The 21,481-nt window shown below is 62.8% G+C and carries 20 protein-coding genes, 1 pseudogene and 1 riboswitch; of the genes and pseudogenes, 5 read left to right on the top strand and 16 right to left on the bottom strand.

Features of this window, described 5'->3' with window-relative positions; genetic code table 11:
- Positions 1-15: 15 nt before the first annotated feature.
- The 9 genes from J3O30_RS14150 to J3O30_RS14190 all read right to left on the bottom strand — a co-directional run bounded on the left by J3O30_RS14150 (position 16) and on the right by J3O30_RS14190 (position 9,302).
- Complete coding sequence (locus tag J3O30_RS14150; RefSeq protein WP_207580933.1) at positions 16-834, bottom strand: cytochrome c oxidase subunit II; 819 nt, start codon at positions 832-834, stop codon at positions 16-18.
- Positions 835-979: 145 nt separating this feature from the next.
- On the bottom strand, positions 980-1,369 hold the full coding sequence (locus J3O30_RS14155; RefSeq protein ID WP_207580934.1) for a cytochrome c family protein: 390 nt from the start codon (positions 1,367-1,369) through the stop codon (positions 980-982).
- 200 nt (positions 1,370-1,569) lie between these two features.
- On the bottom strand, positions 1,570-2,493 hold the full coding sequence (locus J3O30_RS14160) for an MYG1 family protein (RefSeq protein ID WP_207580935.1): 924 nt from the start codon (positions 2,491-2,493) through the stop codon (positions 1,570-1,572).
- Between the two features lie 354 nt (positions 2,494-2,847).
- On the bottom strand, positions 2,848-3,411 hold the full coding sequence (locus tag J3O30_RS14165; protein WP_207580936.1) for a hypothetical protein: 564 nt from the start codon (positions 3,409-3,411) through the stop codon (positions 2,848-2,850).
- A gap of 101 nt (positions 3,412-3,512) precedes the next feature.
- Positions 3,513-4,277, bottom strand: a complete 765-nt coding sequence (locus J3O30_RS14170) for an ABC transporter ATP-binding protein (RefSeq protein ID WP_207580937.1) — start codon at positions 4,275-4,277, stop codon at positions 3,513-3,515.
- The gene (locus tag J3O30_RS14175; protein WP_207580938.1) at positions 4,274-5,305 is read right to left on the bottom strand and encodes an iron ABC transporter permease; all 1,032 of its coding nucleotides are present in this window, start codon (positions 5,303-5,305) and stop codon (positions 4,274-4,276) included. The genes J3O30_RS14170 and J3O30_RS14175 overlap by 4 nt, the downstream gene beginning before the upstream one ends.
- A 5-nt stretch (positions 5,306-5,310) precedes the next feature.
- The gene (locus J3O30_RS14180; RefSeq protein WP_207580939.1) at positions 5,311-6,327 is read right to left on the bottom strand and encodes an ABC transporter substrate-binding protein; all 1,017 of its coding nucleotides are present in this window, start codon (positions 6,325-6,327) and stop codon (positions 5,311-5,313) included.
- A 173-nt stretch (positions 6,328-6,500) separates the two neighbouring features.
- Positions 6,501-6,757, bottom strand: a riboswitch (cobalamin riboswitch).
- Positions 6,758-7,012: 255 nt separating this feature from the next.
- Positions 7,013-8,293 carry a bifunctional sulfur transferase/dioxygenase Blh gene (gene blh / locus J3O30_RS14185; RefSeq protein WP_207580940.1) on the bottom strand — a complete coding sequence of 427 codons (1,281 nt, stop codon included), beginning with the start codon at positions 8,291-8,293 and terminating at the stop codon, positions 7,013-7,015.
- Between the two features lie 535 nt (positions 8,294-8,828).
- The gene (locus J3O30_RS14190; RefSeq protein WP_207580941.1) at positions 8,829-9,302 is read right to left on the bottom strand and encodes a cupin domain-containing protein; all 474 of its coding nucleotides are present in this window, start codon (positions 9,300-9,302) and stop codon (positions 8,829-8,831) included.
- Positions 9,303-9,502: 200 nt separating this feature from the next.
- Here J3O30_RS14190 and J3O30_RS14195 point away from each other — a divergent pair, with 200 nt between their 5' ends.
- Positions 9,503-10,033, top strand: coding sequence for a 2'-5' RNA ligase family protein (locus tag J3O30_RS14195; RefSeq protein ID WP_207580942.1), 531 nt, complete (start codon positions 9,503-9,505; stop codon positions 10,031-10,033).
- A 302-nt stretch (positions 10,034-10,335) separates the two neighbouring features.
- On the opposite strand, the gene ilvB is transcribed toward J3O30_RS14195, so the two are convergent.
- The 3 genes from ilvB to J3O30_RS14210 form a co-directional block, all read right to left on the bottom strand.
- Positions 10,336-11,958 (bottom strand): biosynthetic-type acetolactate synthase large subunit, encoded by a 1,623-nt coding sequence (gene ilvB, locus J3O30_RS14200; RefSeq protein WP_246762762.1) that lies wholly within the window; start codon positions 11,956-11,958, stop codon positions 10,336-10,338.
- Between the two features lie 346 nt (positions 11,959-12,304).
- Complete coding sequence (locus tag J3O30_RS14205; RefSeq protein ID WP_207580944.1) at positions 12,305-12,736, bottom strand: hypothetical protein; 432 nt, start codon at positions 12,734-12,736, stop codon at positions 12,305-12,307.
- Positions 12,737-12,808: 72 nt separating this feature from the next.
- Positions 12,809-13,297, bottom strand: a complete 489-nt coding sequence (locus J3O30_RS14210; protein ID WP_207580945.1) for a hypothetical protein — start codon at positions 13,295-13,297, stop codon at positions 12,809-12,811.
- Between the two features lie 148 nt (positions 13,298-13,445).
- Between J3O30_RS14210 and J3O30_RS14215 the strand changes: the two genes are divergently transcribed.
- The 3 genes from J3O30_RS14215 (at position 13,446) to ftsZ (ending at position 16,718) form a co-directional block, all read left to right on the top strand.
- Complete coding sequence (locus tag J3O30_RS14215; protein WP_207580946.1) at positions 13,446-14,114, top strand: response regulator transcription factor; 669 nt, start codon at positions 13,446-13,448, stop codon at positions 14,112-14,114.
- A complete protein-coding gene (locus J3O30_RS14220) occupies positions 14,111-15,478 on the top strand; it encodes a HAMP domain-containing sensor histidine kinase (RefSeq protein ID WP_207580947.1) in 1,368 nt (455 codons plus the stop codon). Before J3O30_RS14215 ends, J3O30_RS14220 begins: the two co-directional genes overlap by 4 nt.
- A 217-nt stretch (positions 15,479-15,695) precedes the next feature.
- The gene (gene ftsZ / locus J3O30_RS14225) at positions 15,696-16,718 is read left to right on the top strand and encodes a cell division protein FtsZ (RefSeq protein ID WP_207580948.1); all 1,023 of its coding nucleotides are present in this window, start codon (positions 15,696-15,698) and stop codon (positions 16,716-16,718) included.
- A 75-nt stretch (positions 16,719-16,793) separates the two neighbouring features.
- On the opposite strand, the gene J3O30_RS14230 is transcribed toward ftsZ, so the two are convergent.
- Positions 16,794-18,305, bottom strand: a complete 1,512-nt coding sequence (locus J3O30_RS14230; RefSeq protein ID WP_207580949.1) for an Ig-like domain-containing protein — start codon at positions 18,303-18,305, stop codon at positions 16,794-16,796.
- A gap of 250 nt (positions 18,306-18,555) precedes the next feature.
- Complete coding sequence (locus J3O30_RS14235) at positions 18,556-19,380, bottom strand: helix-turn-helix transcriptional regulator (protein WP_207584335.1); 825 nt, start codon at positions 19,378-19,380, stop codon at positions 18,556-18,558.
- Positions 19,381-19,471: 91 nt separating this feature from the next.
- On the opposite strand from J3O30_RS14235, the gene J3O30_RS14240 reads away from it, so the two are divergent.
- The gene (locus tag J3O30_RS14240) at positions 19,472-20,371 is read left to right on the top strand and encodes an SDR family oxidoreductase (protein ID WP_207580950.1); all 900 of its coding nucleotides are present in this window, start codon (positions 19,472-19,474) and stop codon (positions 20,369-20,371) included.
- A 99-nt stretch (positions 20,372-20,470) separates the two neighbouring features.
- Here the strand turns inward: J3O30_RS14240 and J3O30_RS14245 are convergent, their stop codons facing one another.
- Both J3O30_RS14245 and J3O30_RS14250 read right to left on the bottom strand, forming a co-directional pair.
- A complete protein-coding gene (locus J3O30_RS14245; RefSeq protein ID WP_207580951.1) occupies positions 20,471-20,914 on the bottom strand; it encodes an SRPBCC family protein in 444 nt (147 codons plus the stop codon).
- Positions 20,915-21,030: 116 nt separating this feature from the next.
- Positions 21,031-21,443: pseudogene (locus tag J3O30_RS14250) on the bottom strand (GFA family protein).
- Positions 21,444-21,481 lie beyond the last annotated feature (38 nt).

Here is a 21,481-nt window from a genome sequence, read left to right on the forward strand (position 1 = left end):
GCGGCTGCGCCGAAGTCAGTTTGCCTGCGGCGGCTCTCCCGATGACGCCGTAAGCTGGGTGAAAGTCTGTTGCTGCCCGAGCCAGGTCTGGTAGTCCGCGTCGTCGTCGACGACGACGGTGCCGCGCATTTGCGGGTGGCCGACGCCGCAGAGTTCGGCACAGAGGATCTCGAAGGTCCCAGTCCGCGTCGGCGTCAGCCAGAAATAGGTGATCATGCCGGGGATCATGTCCATCTTGGCGCGGAATTCCGGCACGTAGAAATCGTGGAGCACATCGACGGAGCGCAGCAATATGTGCACCGGCTTGCCGATCGGCAGATGCAGCTCACCGCCCTCGATGATGACGTCGTCGAGGCCGCTTGCGTCGTTCTTGTCGAGGCCGAGCGGATTGTCAGGAGTGACGTTGCGCGTCTCCGCACGGCCAAGCTTTCCGTCCGCGCCCGGCAGGCGGAAGCTCCACAGCCACTGCTGGCTGACGACCTCGACCGATGCGGCATCGGCGGGCACCGTGATGAACTGGTTCCACACAATGAGGCCGGGCGCCAGCATCGCCGCGACGCCGACCGCCGTTCCCCCTGCCAACAGCAATTCCAGCCGACGGTTTTCAGGCTCATAATGCGCCCGGTTGCCGGGCTTGTGGCGGAAGCGGAACACGCAGTAGGCCATGAACGAAATCACCGCTACGAAAACGGTGCCGGTGATCCAGAAGGTGATGACGAGGGTACTGTCGATATAGGTCCAGTTGGACGCGATCGGCGTCCACCACCACGGGCTCAGCACATGGAACAGCACCGAGCCGACGACAATCAGGACGAGGATCAGCACGACAGCCATTTCCGCTCCTCCTCGAGCAGGTTGACCGTGAAACCGCATTCCGCAGAAAGTCCGTGTTTATTATCGCACAGATAGAAAATATCGGCAATTACGGCAATTTAGGCATGCGCCGTCGGCCGCGACCCGTCATTTGGAGTATTCAACCTCACTGGGAATATTGCTTGAGATAGGCGATGAGATCGGTGATCTCCTGGTCGTCCTTCAGGCCGACAAACGCCATCTTCGTGCCCTTCACCTTCGCTCTCGGATTGTGCAGATAGTCACGCAGCACCGTCTCGTCCCAGACGAGACCGCCTTCGCCTGCCGCCTTCATGCCGGCCGAATAGGCGAAATCAGGATGCGTTCCCGCCTTCCTGCCAAACAGCTTGTTCAGCGACGGGCCGACCTTGTTCGTATCGGACTCGGCGATATGACAGGTCGCACATTTTTTGAAAACGGTGGCGCCCGCCGTCGCATCACCCTCCTGCGCCCCGCCGACAGCAGGGAAAAGGGCAGTCACAGCTGCACCAATCAGCAGAACAACACGGTAATCCATGGCAAACCTCATCCTCCTCAAGGTCGCCAGCCACTCACACCGTCCATTATCTCTCGCGTGTGGGTGGTGGTTGTTATGGCCCAAAGCTTAGTCCTTCGCGGATGCAAGTCAATCGCTTCCACATTTGGGTCACCTGAACGCCTCTGATACCAGGTGGACCCGACGCGGATAACTGCCACGCCAGCTGACGCCCTTTTTGACTACTCCCCGATCGAGAGCGCTTCCTTTACCGCCAACTCGGCCATGGCAAGCGTCGCCTCGCGGGTTCTGGCGGCGGCGATGAAGCGGCCGTTGTGGCAGAAGGTCGCACCCTCTATGCCGCAAACCGCCTCCAACTCTCCATTAGCAAGACCGGCCCAGGCTGCCGGCAGATCGGCCCTGAGCTCGAAACCCTGCTCGGCACGGCGGATGCCGGTCACGCACCAATCTTTTTCGCGCGGGTGGACGACGAACAGCAGGTGATCGGCGCCGGCCTTGACGATGGCGGGACGGAAGGGCATTCCTCTTGGCAATTCCAGAACACGCCCTTGCCCCGCAGCCTCGATCGCCCGATGCACCATCGCCTCGGCCCGCAGTTTTGCGGCACTCTGGGCGATCCTCGCCTCAACGAAACTGCGGGCAATGGCAAGAGCCGCATGGAAGGCGCGATCGTCTGCCTCGGGGTCCGCTTCGTCGAAAACCGGTTTCAGGGTCTCCAGCAGCGCCGGCAGCGTTAGCCCCGCCAGCGGTCCCGAGGGGCTGAGCGCACCGTTGTCGGTCAGATCGATCGGCAGCACGAAGCCGGCATCGAAAGAGCCATGCACCACATCGACATGTGTTTCGGGAAGGCCGGAGGCTGCGAGATAATCACGGCCGTAATGCTTCCAGATCAAGCCGAACGAGCTGTAAGGCTGGCCATCGTCGCGCAACGGCGCGCCGCGCTGGTGGTGATCGAATATCCCGGCATCGGGGTCGTAGACGCCGCCGACATCGTAGATGATCCGGTCTTTGCCCGGCGTGATCCATTCCGGCGCCCGGCTGCGGACGATGCGCGCCTGCGGGAAAAGCCGGGTCAGGATGACGCTCGACAGCAATTCGTCGGCATGGAAGCCACCGGAATGGGTGACGAGAAAATTGGGGATCATGAAAGGCCTTGTCGTTTTCGGCGGGTCCGCCTGGGTCAGCACCAGATAGCGGTTGGCGGATATAACGACAAGCCTCTATGGGATGAGGCTCTTGGACTTTGGCGTATTGGCGCCTGCAGTGACTGCCGCGGTGGAATAGCAAGAGCAAACCCCCGGCATCCCCGAAGCCTGGGCGCGGAAACCTCCAACGCCCCTCATCCTGATGCGCGTAGCCCACAGGGCGAAGCCTCGAAGGACGCGCTGCAGCGCTGCTCCTTCCGCTGGCGCACCCACCTCGCCCTTCGAGGCCTGTAAAGGTCGGCCGAAACAACTGCGCAGCGGTTTTGGCCGAACGACGTGCATGAAATCAGAGGCCTAAGACAGCGCCGGTCCCGGCTGTCTTGCAACCAGCGCACGGCCACCCGCCGCGCCGGCATGAAGGCAGATGAGCCCGATCGCAGCGATAGAATTGATCAGCAGGACATTTGCCACGACCGACGCCGAAAACGCGCTCTCGCCTGACGGAAGCACCGCCGTTGCGGCAAAGAGTACGCCTTCATAGGCAACGAAGCCGGCCATGAAGGCGCCAGCCGCGGTGACGGCAAGGTCCGCCGCGAGACGAAGCACTCCGAGCGCTGCCGCCAGAGATGCGATTGCAGCGATACCGATCGCCAAGCCCCAGGCATAACTGTCCCAAGTCTGGGGATAACCGAGCAGGAGATATCCGACCATCTGGTTGGCGAGCCAGGCCAGCAAAACCGCCGTCACCGCCATCCGCCGAGGAAGAATGACCGCTGACACCGCCGCCAAGGCCACGAAGGGCGTCACGCAGGCAAAAAGCAGGCTGAGAGCGACGCTAGCACCTGAAATGATGACGACCCAGGCGACCGCGAAACCGGGAACGACCGGGCGCAGGGGAAACTGATTTCTTTCGAGCATCGCGAAACTCCGTTCGACCGGGCGCGCGCGCCCCAGGAAATCATACGCCAGTCCTGGAAAAATGCCAGTAAGCCTCTCCCTGAGAACGAATTCCCAGCCGCTCAATCCATGACGTATTGGATATGATGCCGGCCATGCACGGCCGATTTCTGGACATGGGCGCGAACGCCGAAAACACGGGCGATCATATCCTCCGTCAGCACATGCTCCGGTGCGCCCGAGGCGACGACCTCGCCCTTCTGAAGCACCGCCAGGCTGTCGCAGAACATCGCCGCCAGGTTGAGATCGTGCAGCGCGACGATGCAGGTGATGCCGAGTTTCGAGATCAGTTGGAGAATGTCGAGCTGATGCTGGATATCGAGATGATTGGTCGGCTCGTCGAGCAACAACTCGCTCGGCGCCTGCGCCAGCGACCGCGCGATATGGACACGCTGGCGCTCGCCGCCCGACAGCGTCTGCCAGAGCTGGCCCGCCCGCTCCCCCATGTCGACCCGTAACAAGGCCTCATCGACCGCGGCATCGTCCTCCGCGCCCCAGGGCGAGAGCAGCCCGCGATGTGGCGTGCGGCCGAGCCGCACCGCGTCGCGCACCGTCAGCTGCGTATCGGTCGTCGACTGTTGCTCGACGAAGGCGATGCGCCGCGCAAGGGCTGCGCGTGACAGCGAGGCGATATCGTCTTCGCCCAGCCGGATGACGCCACTGCGGACCTTCCGCAGCCGGCAGATCAGCCTGAGCAGGCTCGATTTGCCGGAGCCGTTCGGCCCGAGCAGACCGAGCACCTTGCCCTTTGCCACCGTCAGGCTGACGCCGTTGACGATGACCGTGTCGCCGGCGGCGAAACTCACCGCATCGATGGTAATGCTCATGCACTCCTCCGGACGCGATAGAGGATGACGGCGAAGGCCGGCGCGCCGAAGAGCGCCGTGACGACGCCGATCGGCAGGACCTGCTGCGGGATGATGATGCGCGAGACGATATCGGCGCCGACCATGTAGATTGCGCCGCCGAGCGCCGTTGCCGGCAGCAGCCGCCGATGGCCCGGCCCGACGAGAAAGCGGGCGGCATGCGGAATGACGAGGCCGACGAAGCCAATCGAGCCCACCACGCTGACGACGCTTGCCGTCATCGCCGCCGTCAGGCCGAACAGCAGGATCTGGACGCGGCGCACGGCAATGCCGAGCGAGGCCGCCGCATCCGTGCCGAAGGAGAAGGCGTCGAGCGCCCTGACATGGGCCATGCAGATGACGAAGCCGGCAAGCGCGATCGGCACCGAGAGATAGACATCCGGCCAGCGCACGCCGCTGAGCGACCCCAGAAGCCAGAACAGGATGCCGCGCGCCTGCTCGGCATTCGCCGATGTCGTCACTATGTAGGAGGTCAGCGCATTGAAGAGCTGCGAGCCGGCGACGCCGCAAAGGATGATGCGCTCGCCGGTTCCCCCCGCACCCGTCGCAAGGAAGCCGATCAGCAGAAAGGCGATGACCGCGCCGATGAAGGCGCCGCTCGACAGGCCGAAAACACCGTAGCCGAAGCCGAGGATCATCACGCAGACCGCTCCCGTCGAGGCGCCGGCAGAGATGCCGAGCACGTAGGGTTCGGCCAGCGGATTGCGCAGCAGCGCCTGCAGCACGGCGCCACAGAGCGAGAGCGACGCGCCGGCGCTGGCCGCAACCAGCGCCCGGCTCAGCCGATAATCCCAGACGATGCCCTGGTGGATGCGGCTGAGCTCGAAATCCGTGCCGAACAGCCGGTTCGACACCGCCTCCGCCGTGGTCGCTAGCGGGATCGCGATCTCCCCGATCGAAACAGCGAGACTGATCATCAGCCCGAGAAGCAGAAAGGCAGAAATGGTGAGCGCGCCAAGCGCCCACCATCCGTGTTGTCTGACCGACATTGCCTTCACTGCGAGAGACCGAAGGACTTGATGCCGTTCGCCAAGGTCTCGATGCCGTCGATCGTACGGATCGTCGGGTTCATCGATTGCGCGTCCATCATCACGAAGTGCTCGTTCTTGACCGCGTCAAGCTCCTTGGTCACCGGGTCGTTCTCGAGAAAATCGATCTTGACCTTCGGATCGTCGGCGGCGTAGCGGCGCCGGTCCATGGTCGCCAACACGATAACCGCCGGGTTCGCCTGAGAAATGGTTTCCCAGCCAACCAGCGGCCATTCCTCTTCGGTTGTCACGACATTCCTGGCGCCGATCGCCTTCAGGATATAGGCAGGCGCGCTGTTCTTGCCAGCGATGAAAGCATCGCCATTGACTTGCTTGCTGGAGAACCAGAAGACGATGGGCAGGTTCTTGCCCGATGCGCCTGATATCGACGCGACGGCATCCGCCTCGCGCTTCTTCAACTTGGAAATCAGCGCATCGCCGCGCTCCTTCACGTCGAAGATCTCCGAGAGCTCGGCGATCTCACGGTAGACCAGCTCCATCGTGAACAGCTCCTTGCGCACACCGTCGCCGCCATCGGTGTTGACCTTGGCGACGCAATCGGCCGGCGCGAGATAGGTATTGATCCCGAGATCCTGGAACTGCTCCCGCTTGCCGACGGAGCCCTGCGCGCCGACATGCCATTCGAACTCGGCCGCCACCAGGTCGGGCTCCCGCCCAACAACGGATTCGAAGCTCGGATCATTGTCGGCGAGACGCTTTATCTTGCTGTTAGCCTCGGCATATTGCGGCAGGACGGGACCGACCCAGACGGCCGTACCAGCAATCTTCTCGGCAAGGTCGAGCGAGAAGAGAATTTCAGTCATGCCCTGGCCGATCGAAACGATCTTCGACGGCGCCTTCTGGAACGTCACCTGCTGACCGCAATTGGTGATGGTCAAAGGATATTGGGTGGCGGCAAGGCTCGGTGCCGCAAGGCCGATCAGCCCGAAGGCAAATGTCATGGTGGCGAGAATCTGGCGCATGAAAAACCTCGATTGAAGAGAAAAAGCATGGTTATGCCGCACCCGCGGCCGAAGGCACGGTGATACGTGCGCTAACCGCAGGAGGCCCAATCGAGACGGATGCATGCCGAAATTCGGCGAAGGTTCAGAAGGTCAATCATGTCTGTTCCTTGTCCGGGCATCCCCGCCCGGTTGATTGGATCGTGATTGACGGCAGGTCTCCTGGCTTGCGGATATCCGTCGGTTCATCCGCCTTCCCGCGATATCTCGCAGTGGCAGGGCTATAAGCCCTTCAGAGATGGCCAGTCGCTGGCCACACCTGAGATGATCGACAATCCGCATACAGTTGCGGGGGCAGCCACGGTCTCGGTCCCTGCTGGGTCGTCCTTACCGTGTTCCCTATTAATCCCCTTGGAGTCATCTTCAGGGAACCGTCGCCCCCAGTTACGTCGCCTGCCCGCAAGACGTCAATGCCTATTGCGGAGGATTGGGTTCGTGCGGGTGAAAAATAGAGACGGAACGTAGGGGGCCTGTTGGCCGGTGTAATACCTGCATCCTCGCCTCCTCAGGATGAGGCTCTCTTGAGCGTTGGCGCCGCTTTCTCCCGTTCCCGCTGTCGTGAGCGCGGCATCCGCCAACGTCCCTGATGCTGATGTGCGCAGCCCGAGAGGGCGAAACCTCGAAGCACGCCGCACGCTACTTCTTGCTACAACGCATCCAGCGGTATCTTCAGATACCGCCGCCCATTTCCCTCCGGCTCCGGCAATCTGCCTCCCCGAATATTCACCTGTAGCGCGTGCAACATCAGTTTCGGCTTCGGCAGCGTGCGGTCGCGCGCCTGGCGCAGCGCCACAAAGCCGGCCTCGTCGATGCCTGATATATGCGGGTTACCGTTTTTCTGGGCGGCCACCTTGCTTTCCCAGCGCGCGTGGCGTCCGCCGGGCTGATAGTCGTGGCCGGAAAAGAGCCGGGTCTCATCGGGCAGCGACAGGATGACCTGGATCGAGTGCCAGAGGGCGCTGGCGCTGCCGCCGGGGAAATCCGTGCGCGCCGTGCCGGAATCCGGCGTAAATACGGTGTCGTGCACGAAGGCGGCATCGCCGATCAGATAGGTCACCGAAGCAAGCGTATGGCCGGGCGAAAACATCACACGGGCTTCAAGCCCACCGATCTCGAAGGTGTCGCCATCGGCAAACAGCCGGTCCCACTGCGAGCCGTCGGTTTCGAGTGCCGGCAAGTTGTAGATCTCCTTCCAGAGCACCTGGACGTCGGTGACATGGGCGCCGATCGCCGTCGGCGCGCCGGTCTTTCTCTTGAGGTAATGCGCGGCGGAGAAATGATCGGCATGCGGATGCGTGTCGAGGATCCACGCGACCGTCAGCCCCTCGCTGTCAATATGAGCGAGGATGGCGTCGGCATTCGCCGTTCCCGTCGCGCCCGACATCTCGTCGAAATCGAGCACCGGGTCGATGATGGCACAGCGTTTTGTCACCGGGTCTGAAACGACATATTGCACGCTGCAGCTGCGGGGCTCGAAGAAAGCCTTCACACCAGCCGCCTGCCCAGCCCGCTTTTCCAGCCAGCGGCGTGCGCCGGCAAGATCGAAGCCGAGTCTTTGGCCGAAGACCTCGACCTCTCCGGGCTGCATCCGCCCGTCGAGCACCTCTCCCAGCACATAGAGCGTCAGCGCCCGTGTGCCGCTCTTGCAATGAGCAACGACCGGCCCCTTCGCCTGCGTCATCGCCATCTGGAAAGCGCGGATATCGGCCTCGGTGATCTCGGCCCCTTTCACCGGCACGAAGCTGTAGGCGAGCCCCGCGGCAGCAGCAGCAGCCTTTTCCGCGGCATTGCCAGGCTGCCCCGGCTCCTCGCCATCCGGCCGGGCATTGATGACGCCGGCAAAGCCGTTTGCCGCAAAAGCGGCAAAGCCCGCGGCAGCGGGCTGTCCCGTCACCGATATCAGCTCATTGACCCTCACGGATGTCATCGAAGCCCCCATGCTACCTGCATCATGCAGTATCGCATGTATATCGATACAATCTCACAAGTATATTGCCGAGCGCAAGAATAGGCGTTTGGCTCTCCCCGCGCCTGCGGCAAGTCCGCAAACCTGAATGATGCCGGCTACGCCATCGAAGCCGCCTTCAACCGCGCCTTCTCCCGCGCCTTCGCCATCCCGCCGGTCGCCTGGCGGGCGATGGCGCGGGAATAGAGCGAGAGTGGGCGTCAGACATCGAGCCGATAGCATTCACCTGGTCGGCAAAGCTTCCGCATCCTGCCCTTTTCCGCCAGCCCCGGCGCCCCCCAAGAGAGCCTCATCCTGAGGTGCCCCGAAGGAGCCTCGAAGGACGAGGCGGGCGCTCGGCGCGGCGGCAATATTGATGCGGAGCAGTGCCGCCGCGTGTCCTTCGAGGCTCCGCCCTGCGGGCTCCGCACCTCAAGGATGAGCAGCGTTGGAGGACGCCGCCCCCATAAGCTCCGTTGTCAATCTTACGCAAGGCCGCGATGGTCGATCAGCGCCATCATGGGCTCTTCAATCCGAGCGCCAGCGTCATGTCGTTGATGATCCCCAATCGCGCTTCGATCACCGCGATTTTCGCGGGCGTATCAGCACCGAAGGCGTCGATATCGATGAACAATTGCTCACATCCGCCCGGCGTCACCATGCCGAACATCTGACCGGGTTCGTCGCTTATGTTTCGCCAGCTGTGCTGTACATGCGGCGGCAGAACGACGACGCTTCCCGCAGGCGCATCGAACTCCTCGTCGCCGCATTGAAATTGGTAGAGCCCATGGATGACTCGAAAGACTTCCGTCTCCCGCGTATGCGTGTGCGGGGCCGGACCATGACCCGGCGGGGTGAAGGTTTCCCACATCCCGAACGCGCCGCCGGTCTCCTTGGCCGTGGCATGGATGACGATCCTCGCGCCGAAGGGCGTTCTCGCCAACCGCTCCTTACCGGGCAAAGAAACCACGGCGCTCCTGAAACTCGACATTTCTACCTCCCTCGGCAAGCTTTTGCCAACGGCCGCGTCGTCACCCCTGCTGCGCCTCGTTCAAGCATCCCATGATAGTCGAATCCCCGCGGCGGAAAAACAGACAAAGCCGCCCGATATCCTGCAATGCCGGCGGCTGCTCGACATCGGCAACGATGTAAAGCTATGGTTCAGCCGGGATGGACTGATAACGCTCGCGCATGTCTTACGGGGTCAGCCTCAAATGTCTGAACGAGACCGCGTCGCCGGTTTTCAAACTCTGGGAGGAAGCCGCTGTATTCGAAGAGATCGCTTCGATGCGGGCTTTGAACTATCCTCGCCACCTCACCCTCGCCGTCTATCAAGAGCTTGCTTCCGATCGGTTGGCCGAGGCGTTCGAGCGTGTTTTCCGCACGCGTTCGACCGTGACCGTGAACTTTTCGGGTGCCAGTTATTTCGAGAACGAGTTCATCGTCTTATGGGCGCGTCCGATTGCGGACGACGCGCTTTTCCAGTTGCACGCGGCACTGCACCAAGAGATCGATCCCGCATGCTGTCACGAGCACTATAGGCCCGGCAACTGGGTACCTCACTGCACCGTCGCCGCAAAAGTGCCGAAGGCAAAATCAGAGATCGCGATCAACTGGGCGAACGAAAACCGGATGCAGTTCGCGGTGAATTTCGATGCCGCAGACTGTGTCCGATTTCCGCCTGTGGAGCTAATGAGCGAGATCGCATTGACGCAGCAATGACGGCCGGCGGCGCAAGGCGACCTGCTTGATACGACAGCTTTCAGTGGTCGATGCAGAGGATGAATGCCGGGCGGAGTCTGGCCGTTGGCACACCGCAGGACCTTCCGGTGACACAAGCCGCGCCCTCTCTCCACCCTCATCCTGAGGAGCCCCGTGGGGGCCTCGAAGGACGAGGGTGGCCAGTGGCGGTTCATCTGGCGGTGGATGTGGACTTAAGCGCCGAGCCACCCGCCCTCGTCCTTCGAGGCTCCGGCCTTTGGCCTGCGCACCTCAGGATGAGGGCTGATCGGTGTGCCGCTGGGTTAAGTTGACGGTGTGCCATGCCAGTGGGCACTGTCGGCGACGCGGCAGTCGAACAGAACAGGCATGTCCACCTCGATCATCTCCAGGATTGCATCGTCGAGTTCGGCCAGCCTCTCGCAGCGAATGCCATGTCCGCCATAGGCTTCGGCAAGCTTCACGAAATCCGGGTTTCCGTGCTGGCGCTGCGTTCCCTGATCGCCGCCATTGAGAATGAAGATCTTGATCGGCGCGTTGTGCTGCACGGCGGCCGACATTTCCTTCATCGTCACCTGCACGGAGGCATCGCCGGCGATGTCGATGACAAGGCTGTTGGGATTGGCGATCTGCACGCCGAGGGCGGCGGGCAGCCCGTATCCCATCGTCCCCAGGCCGCCTGACGTCACCCAGCGGTTCGGTCGCTCGAAGTCGTAAGATTGCGCCGCCCATATCTGATGCCGGCCGACCTCCGTCGTGATGTAGGTATCCCGATGCTTCGTCAGTTCATAAAGCCGCTCGATGGCATATTGCGGCATGATGACGTCCTCGCGCTTCGCATAGGAAAACGATCGGCGCGCCCGCCAGTCGGCAATCGCGCTCCACCACTCGGTCAGCCGCGCCCGGTCCGGCGCCTGCGGCAGCGCCCGCCACAGGCGAACGAGCTCGGCCAGCACACCCGCGGCATCGCCCCGGATGGCGATATCGGCGCGCACAGTCTTGTTAAGCGAGGAAGTATCGATATCGATCTGGATCTTCCGGGAATTCGGTGAGAAACCATCGACGCTGGCGGCAAGCCCGCCATCGAAGCGCGCCCCGATGCAGAGCATGAGGTCGCAGTCATGTATTGCCATGTTGGCCTCGTAGGAGCCGTGAAGCCCGGCCATCTTCAGCCAGTTCGGGCTGGAAGCCGGATAGGCGCCGAGCCCCATCAGCGTCGACGTGACGGGAAAGCCGGTGAGATCGACCAGTTCACTCAGCAGTTTTGACGCTTCAAGACCGGAATTGATGACACCGCCGCCCGCGCAGATAATCGGCTTACGTGCCGTCGCCATCAGAGCGGCCGCAGCCTCGATCTCCCTGATGTCGCTTAGGCGGTCCGGCTGATAGCTCGTCCTCGGGGCGACTGCCTCAGGCGGTGTATAATTTCCGCTCGCAAACAGCACATCCTTCGGCATGTCGACCAGAACGGGGCCGGGCCGGCCCGATCCGGCGATGCGAAAGGCTTCGTGGATGGCCGCCGCCAGATCATTGACGTCGCCGACCAGCCGATTGTGTTTCGTGCAGGCGCGGGTAATGCCGACGGTATCGCATTCCTGAAAGGCATCGGAGCCGATCAGCGACGTCGGCACCTGGCCGGACAGGCAAACGAGCGGCACGGAATCCATCAAGGCATCCTGAAGGGGCGTGATCGCGTTGGTGACGCCGGGGCCTGAGGTCACCAGCATGACGCCGACCTTGCCCGTCGAGCGGGCATATCCCTCGGCGGCATGGCCGGCTCCCTGTTCATGGCGAACCAGAATGTGTCTGATGTCTTCCTGCTGGAAAAGCTCGTCGTAGATCGGCAGCACCGCAGCACCCGGATAGCCGAATATATGCTCGACGCCATTGTCTCTCAGCGCCTGGAGAACGATTTCCGCGCCGGTCATCTGCGCGCGCGGGGTGTCGATGGAATGACGGGATCTCATGGTTCCGTTCCTTGATCAGTGTGATGATGTGTGGAAAGTCCGACGAGGCCCGCGCCCAAATTCAGGGCATAAAAAAAGGCCCCGTCAGGAGCCTGCTTACCGCGCATGGGTGCTTTCGCTGGATGGTTACACCATCCTGCCCATGCGCCCGATCACCACTGCCAGAACCAATGCGATTTTCATAGCGTCACAGCTAAAGGCAAATCGGCTCGTCGTCAATGCTTCCGAAGGAGACGAAACCGCCCGTGCGAGAAGGCGGGCGGTTGCATCATCGTGTGATGTCCTGGCTATGCCGGGGTGTTCAAGATTAGTTCTGGCCCTGCAGGCGGTCCATGACCTGGAGCAGCAAGTCGGCGCAGGCCTTCATCGGTTCATCCTCGGCGCATTTCAGATCGATCCGGGTGGCCCCATCCTCGATCCGGAAATGCGCGGCCTTGGACGGCGGCGGCGGTGGCGGGCGATGACCGCGGAAACCGCGGAAACCCCTGTCGTCGCGGAAACCCATATCGTCTCTCGAACCATGCCACCGGTCATCGGGACGATCTCCCGGCCGCGCATCCGGCCCACCCATCATCGGCTCGTTATCACCGGAAGCAGGCGGTGGCGGTGGTGGTGGTGGTGAGGCCGGGTCGGCCGCCACGGGCGGAGCTCCGGCGGGTGGCGGGGCGGGCGGTTGTTGGGCGAAGGCGGTGCCGGCCAGTGCGGCAAGAGCAAGGCCTGATAGGAGAAGTCTTTGCATGGGAATTGTTCCTTTGCGGGAATTGAGAAGCACGTTTGTAAACACCGCAACGCGGCTTTGGTTCACGGCCCGTCAAGGCCTGTGATCGAAATCCTCAAATGGTCGATGCGGCGGACCTTTCGGCGGGCGCAGCGCTTCGGTTCGTCCGTCCTGGCGAACGAGATAGCTCGCATGCACGAAGCCATCGTCGAAGCGCCCCTGCACGGTGACGGCCTCGTCTCGGGTAACGAGCGCGCCACCCTCGCCGGCTCGGCCTGTTTCAACAAGCGCCTTGCCGCTATCGTCCTGCAGCACGAACTTGTTGCCGTAGATCTCGGCGACCTTGCCCTTGATCGTGACGAGGCTCGATGCCGGCATGGCCGAAATCGCCACCGGCGCCAGCGGCGCCATCTCTGGCATAGGACGCATCATTTTCACCGCGCCCGCACCCCCGACAGCACCGATGACAAGCGCCACGGCGGCAGCAATGACGGGGATCGCCAGCCGTCGCCGGCGCTGTCCTGGCGGGACGGGCGTGGCTGCGCCCTCGGTATGCACGTTGTCCTGGTCTTCATTCGGCATATATCTGTTCCTTGCATCAGTAGTGGTCGCACTCTAGCCGTTCCACCCCGTCGCCCGCCTGAACCTCTCCGTTCAGATTGAGTTAAGCTCGGCCCGATAGTTTTGGTCCGTCCCCAAAGATGCCCGGCCCCGATGAAAGCCCTGCCCCATGCGCGTACTGCTCGTCGAAGATGACGAAGACCTGAGCGGCCGGATCGCCGCCGTGCTGCGATCGGAAAACTTCGTCGTCGACATATCGCGCAACGGAGAAGACGCTCTCCACGCGGGGCTGACCGAACTCTTCGACGTCGCGATCCTCGACCTCGGCCTGCCGAAGATCGACGGCGTCAGCGTGCTGAAGGGCTGGCGCGAGGGCAGCCGCAACCTGCCGGTTCTGGTGCTGACGGCGCGCGACGGCTGGCCGGACAAGGTCGCAAGCTTCAAGGCCGGCGCCGACGATTTCCTCGCCAAACCCTTCAAGGTGGAAGAACTTGTTTTGCGCCTGCGCGCCCTGGTGCGCCGGGCAGCCGGCCACGGCGCCGCGCGGCTTACCTGCGGCGCGCTGGTCTTCGATGCCCAGCTCGGCACCTTCGAGCTCGACGGCCTGCCGCTGAAGCTGACGGCGTTGGAATGGCGGGTGCTCTCCTGCCTGATGCTGCGCAAGGAGATGGTCGTCGACCGGCGCGAACTGACCGAGCGCGTCTATGACGGCGATGCCGAGGTCGACTCTAATTCCATCGAAGTCATCATCGCCCGGCTGCGCAAGAAGCTCGGGAGCGACCGCATCGAGACGGTGCGCGGCCGCGGCTATATTCTGACGTCGGCAGCGGAGTCATGAAGGCTTCGTCTTTCAAGCCGAGATCGATCGCCGGCCGGCTGCTGATGTTCTCGGGCATCTTCGTGACGCTGGCGCTCGCTGTGGCCGCCCTCGTGCTCTGGCTAGCGCTGAAGACTGTGGTGCGCGAGCAGGTGGACCAGCGTCTGGACACACAGATCGGCGCCCTCGCCGGCGCCGTGATGCGCGACGCAGAGGGAAGGATCACCCTGTCGGCGCCGCTCGATGCGCCGCCTTTCGATCGCCCCTCATCGGGCTGGTACTGGCAGGTCGACGCCGAAGAGCAGCGCCTGACCTCCCGCTCCCTGATGAACGGCACGATAGACGCACCGCCGCCACGGCAGGACCTGCGCCATGTGCTGACGGGCATGCCGACATCAGGCAGGGGCGGCGATCGCGGAAGAGGGCCGCTCTACCTTCGCCAAGCCGTGCGCAGCATCGACGGCATGACGCTGACCATCACCGCGACGGCGCCGATGATCGCCCTCGTCGGCCCGGCGCTTCGCGCTCTCTTCTGGCTGGTTCCCTGCATGCTGCTGCTCGGGTTGGTGCTGATGACGGGCACCCTTTGGCAAATCCGCTTTGGCTTGCGGCCGCTGACATCCATGGCGACCAATATCGATGCCATCAACCGGGGAGAACGCGCCCGCCTGCCGGAGGAAGCGAGCGCCGAGCTTGCGCCGCTGTCGCTGAAAACCAATGCGCTTCTGGCGGCCAATGAGGAGAGGCTCGCGGCAACGCGCATGCAGTTCGCAAACCTCGCCCATGGCCTCAAGACCCCGGTGGCGAGCCTGCTGCTGGCGCTCGACGATAAAAACGACCCCAAAGGCGCATTGCGTAGTCTGGCCGCCCGGATCGACAACCGGATCAAGCACCACCTCGCCGCCGCCCGCCGGGTGATGGCCTCGTCGAATAATGTTGCCAGCACCGACATGGCGGCATCGCTCGCCGATCTCTACCGGGCGATCGGCCAGATCCATGCCGAGCGCAGGATTGCCTTCGACAGCGACATCCCCCCGGGCCTGCGGGTCGCCTGCGACGAAAGCGATGTCGAGGAAATGCTCGGAAACCTGATCGATAACGCTTTCAAATGGGCTGCCTCGCGCGTCACCATCCGCGCCGGGCGCGACGGCCCGATCGCCCGCATCACCATCGAGGACGACGGCCCGGGCATCCCCGCCGACCGCCTCGCCGCCGTGCTGCTGCCGGGCGTGCGGGAGGACGAACGCGTCCCTGGCAATGGTTTTGGGCTGAGCATCGTGAACGAGTTGGCGGGGCTTTATGGCGGGTCGCTGGCGCTCGAGGCTGGGGCGGTGGGGTTGGTGTGCATATTGTGTTTGCCGGTGGCGGTGGGAGTGGCGGGGTAAGGTCGAGGTGGAAAATTGAGCGCCTCAGAAGCATAACTGTCCGTTCTCGACATGATGCTCCCGCCCTCAAAGCCGCGACCCGCCCCTTTACCGATCGCCGCCGCTGTCGACGAGACGTCTTTCGCCTCGCCTCTGCCTTGTTGGACGGCTATCCTAAGCGACGATTCGCTATCCGCGACGAGGGCGTGGCGTGAACGAAGCATCAAAGGAGAGCGCGATGACGGACGCCAAGGGCGGCATTTCGGGACTGCGGCCGCACATTACTGTGATCGGCGTCGGTGGTGGTGGTGGTAATGCGATCAACAATATGATCGCGGAAAACCTGGCAGGCGTCGAATTCGTCGCCGCAAATACCGACGCGCAGGTCCTCGCCACCTCCAAGGCGACGCGCCGCATCCAGCTCGGCGCCAATGTGACCGAGGGTCTCGGCGCCGGTTCCCTGCCGGAGGTCGGCCATGCGGCGGCTGAGGAATCGATCGATGAGATCATGGATCACCTGGCCGGGTCGCACATGTGTTTCGTCACCGCCGGCATGGGCGGCGGAACGGGCACGGGCGCGGCACCCGTCATCGCCCGCGCCGCACGTGCGGCCGGCATCCTGACAGTCGGCGTCGTCACCAAACCCTTTACCTTCGAAGGCAACCGCCGCATGCGAATGGCGGAGATCGGCATCGAGGCGCTTCGCCAGGCAGCCGATACGGTCATCGTCATCCCCAACCAGAACCTCTTCCGCATCGCCGATGCGAAAACCACTTTTGCCGATGCCTTCATGACGGCCGACCGCGTGCTCTATGCCGGCGTTGGCTGCATCACCGATCTCATCGTCAAGGAAGGCCTGATCAACCTTGATTTCGCCGATGTGAAATCGGTCATGCGCGGCATGGGCCGCGCCATGATGGGCACTGGCGAAGCCTCCGGTGAAAGCCGCGCGATGAAGGCGGCGGAAGCGGCAATTGCCAACCCGCTTCTCGACGATATCTCGATGAAGGGCGCCAGGGGCGTGCTGATCTCGATCTCCGGTGGTTCGGATATGACACTGTTCGAAGTCGACGAAGCGGCAAGCCGCATTCGCGACGAGGTGCAGGAAGACGCAGACATCGTCGTCGGCGCCATCTTCGACCGCAGCCTTGACGGCAGGTTCCGCGTCTCGGTCGTGGCAACCGGCCTGGAAGGCAGTGCCATGCCCGCCTCCGCTTCTCAACCAGTCGTAGAGCAGATCCAGACGCGCACGCTGCAATAGCGCCGCCGCTGATATCATGGCTAAACGTCGCCCAGTACAACGAACGGACGGGGCGACGTCACGCGGTTAAGGCCGTCAAACAAACAATATGTCCGAGATGTTGTGCACCACGGAGATTTCGTCGGTCTCAGTGTTGGTGATGTAGATAGAGTCCGCCGCCGCGTCATAGACCACGTTGGTGGTGGAGTCATCTCCCGATATGGCGATGTTGACATCGATTGTTGTCTTGACCCCGGTTTCGAAATCGAATGCCGTGCCGATATGCTCGCTTCCGAAGGAATCGCCGAAGAAGAACGTGCCGTCGACGGCAAAGCCGTATCCCAGCCCGCCGGCGGCGAAAGTCTTGGATTCGATCGGGTTCAGCGTGTCGGGATCGATTTTGGAGACCTGCCAGGTCGCATCATCGATGCGGCCGACGACATAGATGCCGGTCGAATCCTGCATCGTATTGACGGCCGTGAATCCACCCCAGTCGAACGTACCCGCCCCATTCTCGCCGATAAGGCCGGGAATCGGGTCGCCCTGCTGATCGAGCGATCCGTCTGCGGCGTCCCACTTTGCGAGATAGGTCTGATCGGGGAAAGGGCCTTCGCCTTTGACCTCGTTAGTTCTTCCGATGATCTCGCCGCCGCGGACCGAAAAATAGGTTCCGCCGATGTCATATTCGCCAAGAGAGATGGCGCCGCTGGCATTGTCTGCTTCAAAGGCCGAGGCGTTGTCGTAAATGCTCACCATGGAATCATCCGGGAAACCATGGCCGGAGCTGACGTAAAACTTGCCCGTTTGCGGATCGACCGCGACCCCCTGGAGTTCGTAATGGTCCAGGAAGGGGCGCACCACCTCCGCCTGGGACTCAACATGATTGGTGTTCAACGACTTGCCGTCCGTCACGCCGTCGACGGTCAGCGAGATCACGCCGGCATCCGCGTGACCGGCGCCGTCGGAGACCTTGTAATATTGAAGCGTCTCCGTGACATGCTCGCCATCGTTGAGACCCGCCTTCACGGCGGGATCGAGATCGTAGGTGAAGCCTCCGTCCGCCGAAAAATGGAAGGTGCCGAATTCACCGGCGACGTCGGTGCTCCGCGTGGCGCTTACGCTGATGCCCTCGACTGAGCGCAGAAAGATATGACCCGCCTCCCCGGCAATGTCGTTGGCAAGCACGTTGCCCGCCATCGCGCCGCTTTCGCGGAAGGTAAAGGCATCGTCGACCGCGACCGGCGCACTGGTCACCCCGTGAATGTCTAGCGTGAAATGTCCGACATCCGTATTGCCGGCGCCGTCGGAAATCTTGTAGCCGATCGTCTCTCTCAGCGTCATTCCGTTAAGGAAGCCCGCTTTGGCGGCCTCGTTTAGTGTATAGGTGTATGAGCCGTCAGCCTTGACGTGGAACGTCCCGTGCTCGCCCCCGATATCGGTGACCTGCCCATCCTTCTTGGCGAGAACCCTCTCGCCGTCGAAGAAGTTGAGAAACATATTGCCGTTGGCCGCTGATATATCGTTGTCCAGCAGATTGCCTGAAATAACGTCGCTCTCGTAGACGGTGTGCGAGTCATCGACCGCCACGGGTTTTGCAAACACTGTCATGGATATCTCCTTCAAGATCCATTCGCCTTGGTCGATTGGGAGGAAACAGCCATTGCAGGGGAAGGTCAAATTATTTTCTAGTAAAAGTGGCATTTTAGCTTTTTGCAATTTTGTCATGCCGCAAGAGGTTGCCGAGCGCCAACGCTCAAGAGCGCCTCATCCTGAAGCGTGGAAGCCGAAGGCTGGAGCCTCGAAGGACGAGGCGGGTGCGCGTCGTATCAGTTCCGCACTTAGACCCCGACTAGAATCCTCACCCCACCACCGCCCTAATCTTCTCCGCATCCGCTGCCGTCGCCGGGTTATAAACCACCATGCTGAGATCCGGCCGCCCGTCCACCTGGAAGGCCGAATACTCGAAAGAGAGCAGCCCAAGCACCGGGTGCTTGATGTGTTTGGCGCCCTCGCCATGGGTGCGCACGTCATTGTCGCGCCACATCGCCAGGAATTCCGGGCTCTTGCGGCAGAGTTCGTCGACCAGCGGCTCGACCTCGGCCGCTGCACCCGCGCGGGCCGCGTCCACGCGGAAGGCGGCGACGACGAAGCGGGCGACGCTTTCCCAGTCGTACTGGGCGGCGCGCACGCGTGGATCGAGGAAGATGAAGCGCAGCACGTTGCGCTCCTCGGGCGGCAGCGCGCCGTAATCAGTGAGCAGCACGGTTGCCGCCCGGTTCCAGGCGATCACGTCCCAGATGGCGTTGCGGATCAGCGCCGGGCTCGGGTCCAGCGCATCGAGCACGCCCTGCAGCCTGGGCGTGACGCCCGCTTGCCTGCGGTAACGCACCTCGGGCGGTCGGCCGAGGCCGATGAGGAACAGATGCTCGCGCTCGACATCGGTCAGCATCAGCGCCCGCGAGATCCGGTCGAGCACATCGGCGGACGGCGCCCCGCCGCGCCCTTGCTCCAGCCAGGTGTACCAGGTGGGGCTGATATTGGCTCGGTTTGCCACCTCCTCGCGGCGCAGGCCCGGCGTGCGGCGGCGTTCGCCGGCAAAGCCGAGGGCTGCGGGGTCGAGCTTGGCGCGGCGGCCCTTGAGATAGGCGCCCAGCCGGTTTTCGAAGGTGACGAATTCGCTCATGCTGTTAGCCATTATACCATGATAAGATCACTACTTTACCATGATAGGGCCTTGCCCGATATCTGTCTCCATCGAAAACGGAGATATCGACATGCGCGTATTCGTCACCGGAGCCACAGGCTGGGTCGGCTCGGCCGTCGTCAGCGAATTGATCGCTGGCGGCCATCAGGTGCTTGGCCTCACCCGCTCAGAAAAGGGGGCTGAGGAATTGTCGGCCGCGGGCGCCGAGGTCCATCGCGGCACGCTCGAGGATCTGGAAAGCCTGAAGCGCGGCGCGGCCGAGGCCGACGGCGTGATCCACACCGGCTTCAACCATGATTTCTCGAAATTCGCCGCAAACTGCGCCCTCGACCGGCGCGCCATCGAGGCGCTCGGCGAAGCCCTCCAGGGCTCCAGCCGCCCGCTGCTGGTCACCGCAGGCCTCGGCCATGCGCCCGGCCGCGTCGGCACCGAAAAGGACCCGCCCATGCCGACCACCGAGACCTATCCCCGCGCCTCCGAAATCACCGCGGTATCGCTTGTCGCGCGCGGCGTGCGCGGCGTGCGCGCCTCGACCGTCCGGCTTCCGCCTTCGGTGCACGGCCATGGCGACCACGGCTTCGTGCCGATCCTGATCGATTTCGCCCGGCGAACGGGTGTTTCGGCCTATATCGGCGAAGGCCAGAACCGCTGGCCGGCGGTGCACAGGCTCGATGCCGCCCGCCTCTATCGCCTGGCGCTGGAGCGCGGCGCCGTGGGCGGACCCTTCCTGGCCGTTGCTGAGGAGGGTGTGCCATTCAGGCAGATCGCCGAGGTCATCAGCCGGCGGCTCGACGTGCCCGCCGTCTCGCTGTCGCGGGAAGAGGCGGCAGAACATTTCGGCTGGTTTGCGATGTTCGCCGGCTTCGACGTGCCCACGTCCAGCGAACATACCCGCGCGCTGCTGGACTGGCACCCGACCCAGCCCGGCCTTATCGCCGATATCGACCATCCGGCCTATTTCGGCGGGTAAGGTCCGCCGCGGCGTCGAACGGAGCGCCTCAGAGTGAGGCGCTCTTGTGTGTCGGCGCCAGCCTGTGCGATCCGCTCCCGACAGGCTGCCTGAACCAAGCTATTCCTGGATATCGGGTTCAACCACCCTCGCGAGGTTTTTCAGCGACTCCTGCCAGCCGAGATAGCAAGCCTCAGGCGGGATGACGTCGGGCACGCCTGCCTGGGTAATATCCACCTCGGTACCAACCGACACCTTCTTCAGCGTCACGGTGACCTCCATTTCGCCTGGCAGGTTGGGGTCGTCGAACTTGTCGGTGTAGCGAACGCGTTGGCCTGGGACGAGCTCGCGGAATTCGCCGCCGAAAGCATGGCTGTTGCCGGTCGTGAAGTTGCGGAAAGACATTCTGAACGTGCCGCCGACGCTCGGCTCCAGATGATGTACGGTGCAGAGGAAGCCGTTCGGCGGAAGCCACTTGGCAAGCGCGTCCGCTTCGATGAATGCGCGATAAATCTTCTCCGGGGTGGTCGCCAGAACGCGATGCAGGCGTATAGTGTTCGGCATGTTCGTGATCCTTTTAGATGGACGGAATGGACGAGCTAACGACGGATAAGATCTGGCCGATCCGACACGGGATTGATCTTTTCTTCAAGAAAGATCGATAGAAGTCGAATCTCCCTTCAGCCCGGCATGCCTTCGAACTGTGGAAGGTGGAGCGGTGTTGCCCAGGCAAGCCGCCGTTTGGTAAACATCTCGACCCCCGGCTGTATCAGCTCGGGCCGATCCAGGCTGCCGAGGGTGACGAAGACGAGGCCGGGGAAACTCTCTAGATTGCTACTGAACAACCTCGCGCCGCAATCCGGGCAGAAATTGCGATCGAGACCTTGCCGGAATCGGCGATATAGTGAAACGCCTTCGGGCTGCCGGCGGTCAGGGTGAAATCGTCCTGCGGCACGGCAAAAAAGGTGGCGGCTTCGCCGCCCGAGGCCTTCTTGCAATCCAGGCAATGGCAGTCGGCGACGAAAGTCGGATCGGTATTGAAGGCGAACTGCACCGCGCCGCAGGCGCATTTCCCCGTATATTTCCGGCTCATGCCAGGCACCTTTCGTCTGGTGTTGAAATGCTCAAGGC

The organism is Rhizobium sp. NZLR1 (genome assembly GCF_017357385.1).
In the GTDB taxonomy this organism is placed as follows: Bacteria; Pseudomonadota; Alphaproteobacteria; order Rhizobiales; family Rhizobiaceae; genus Rhizobium.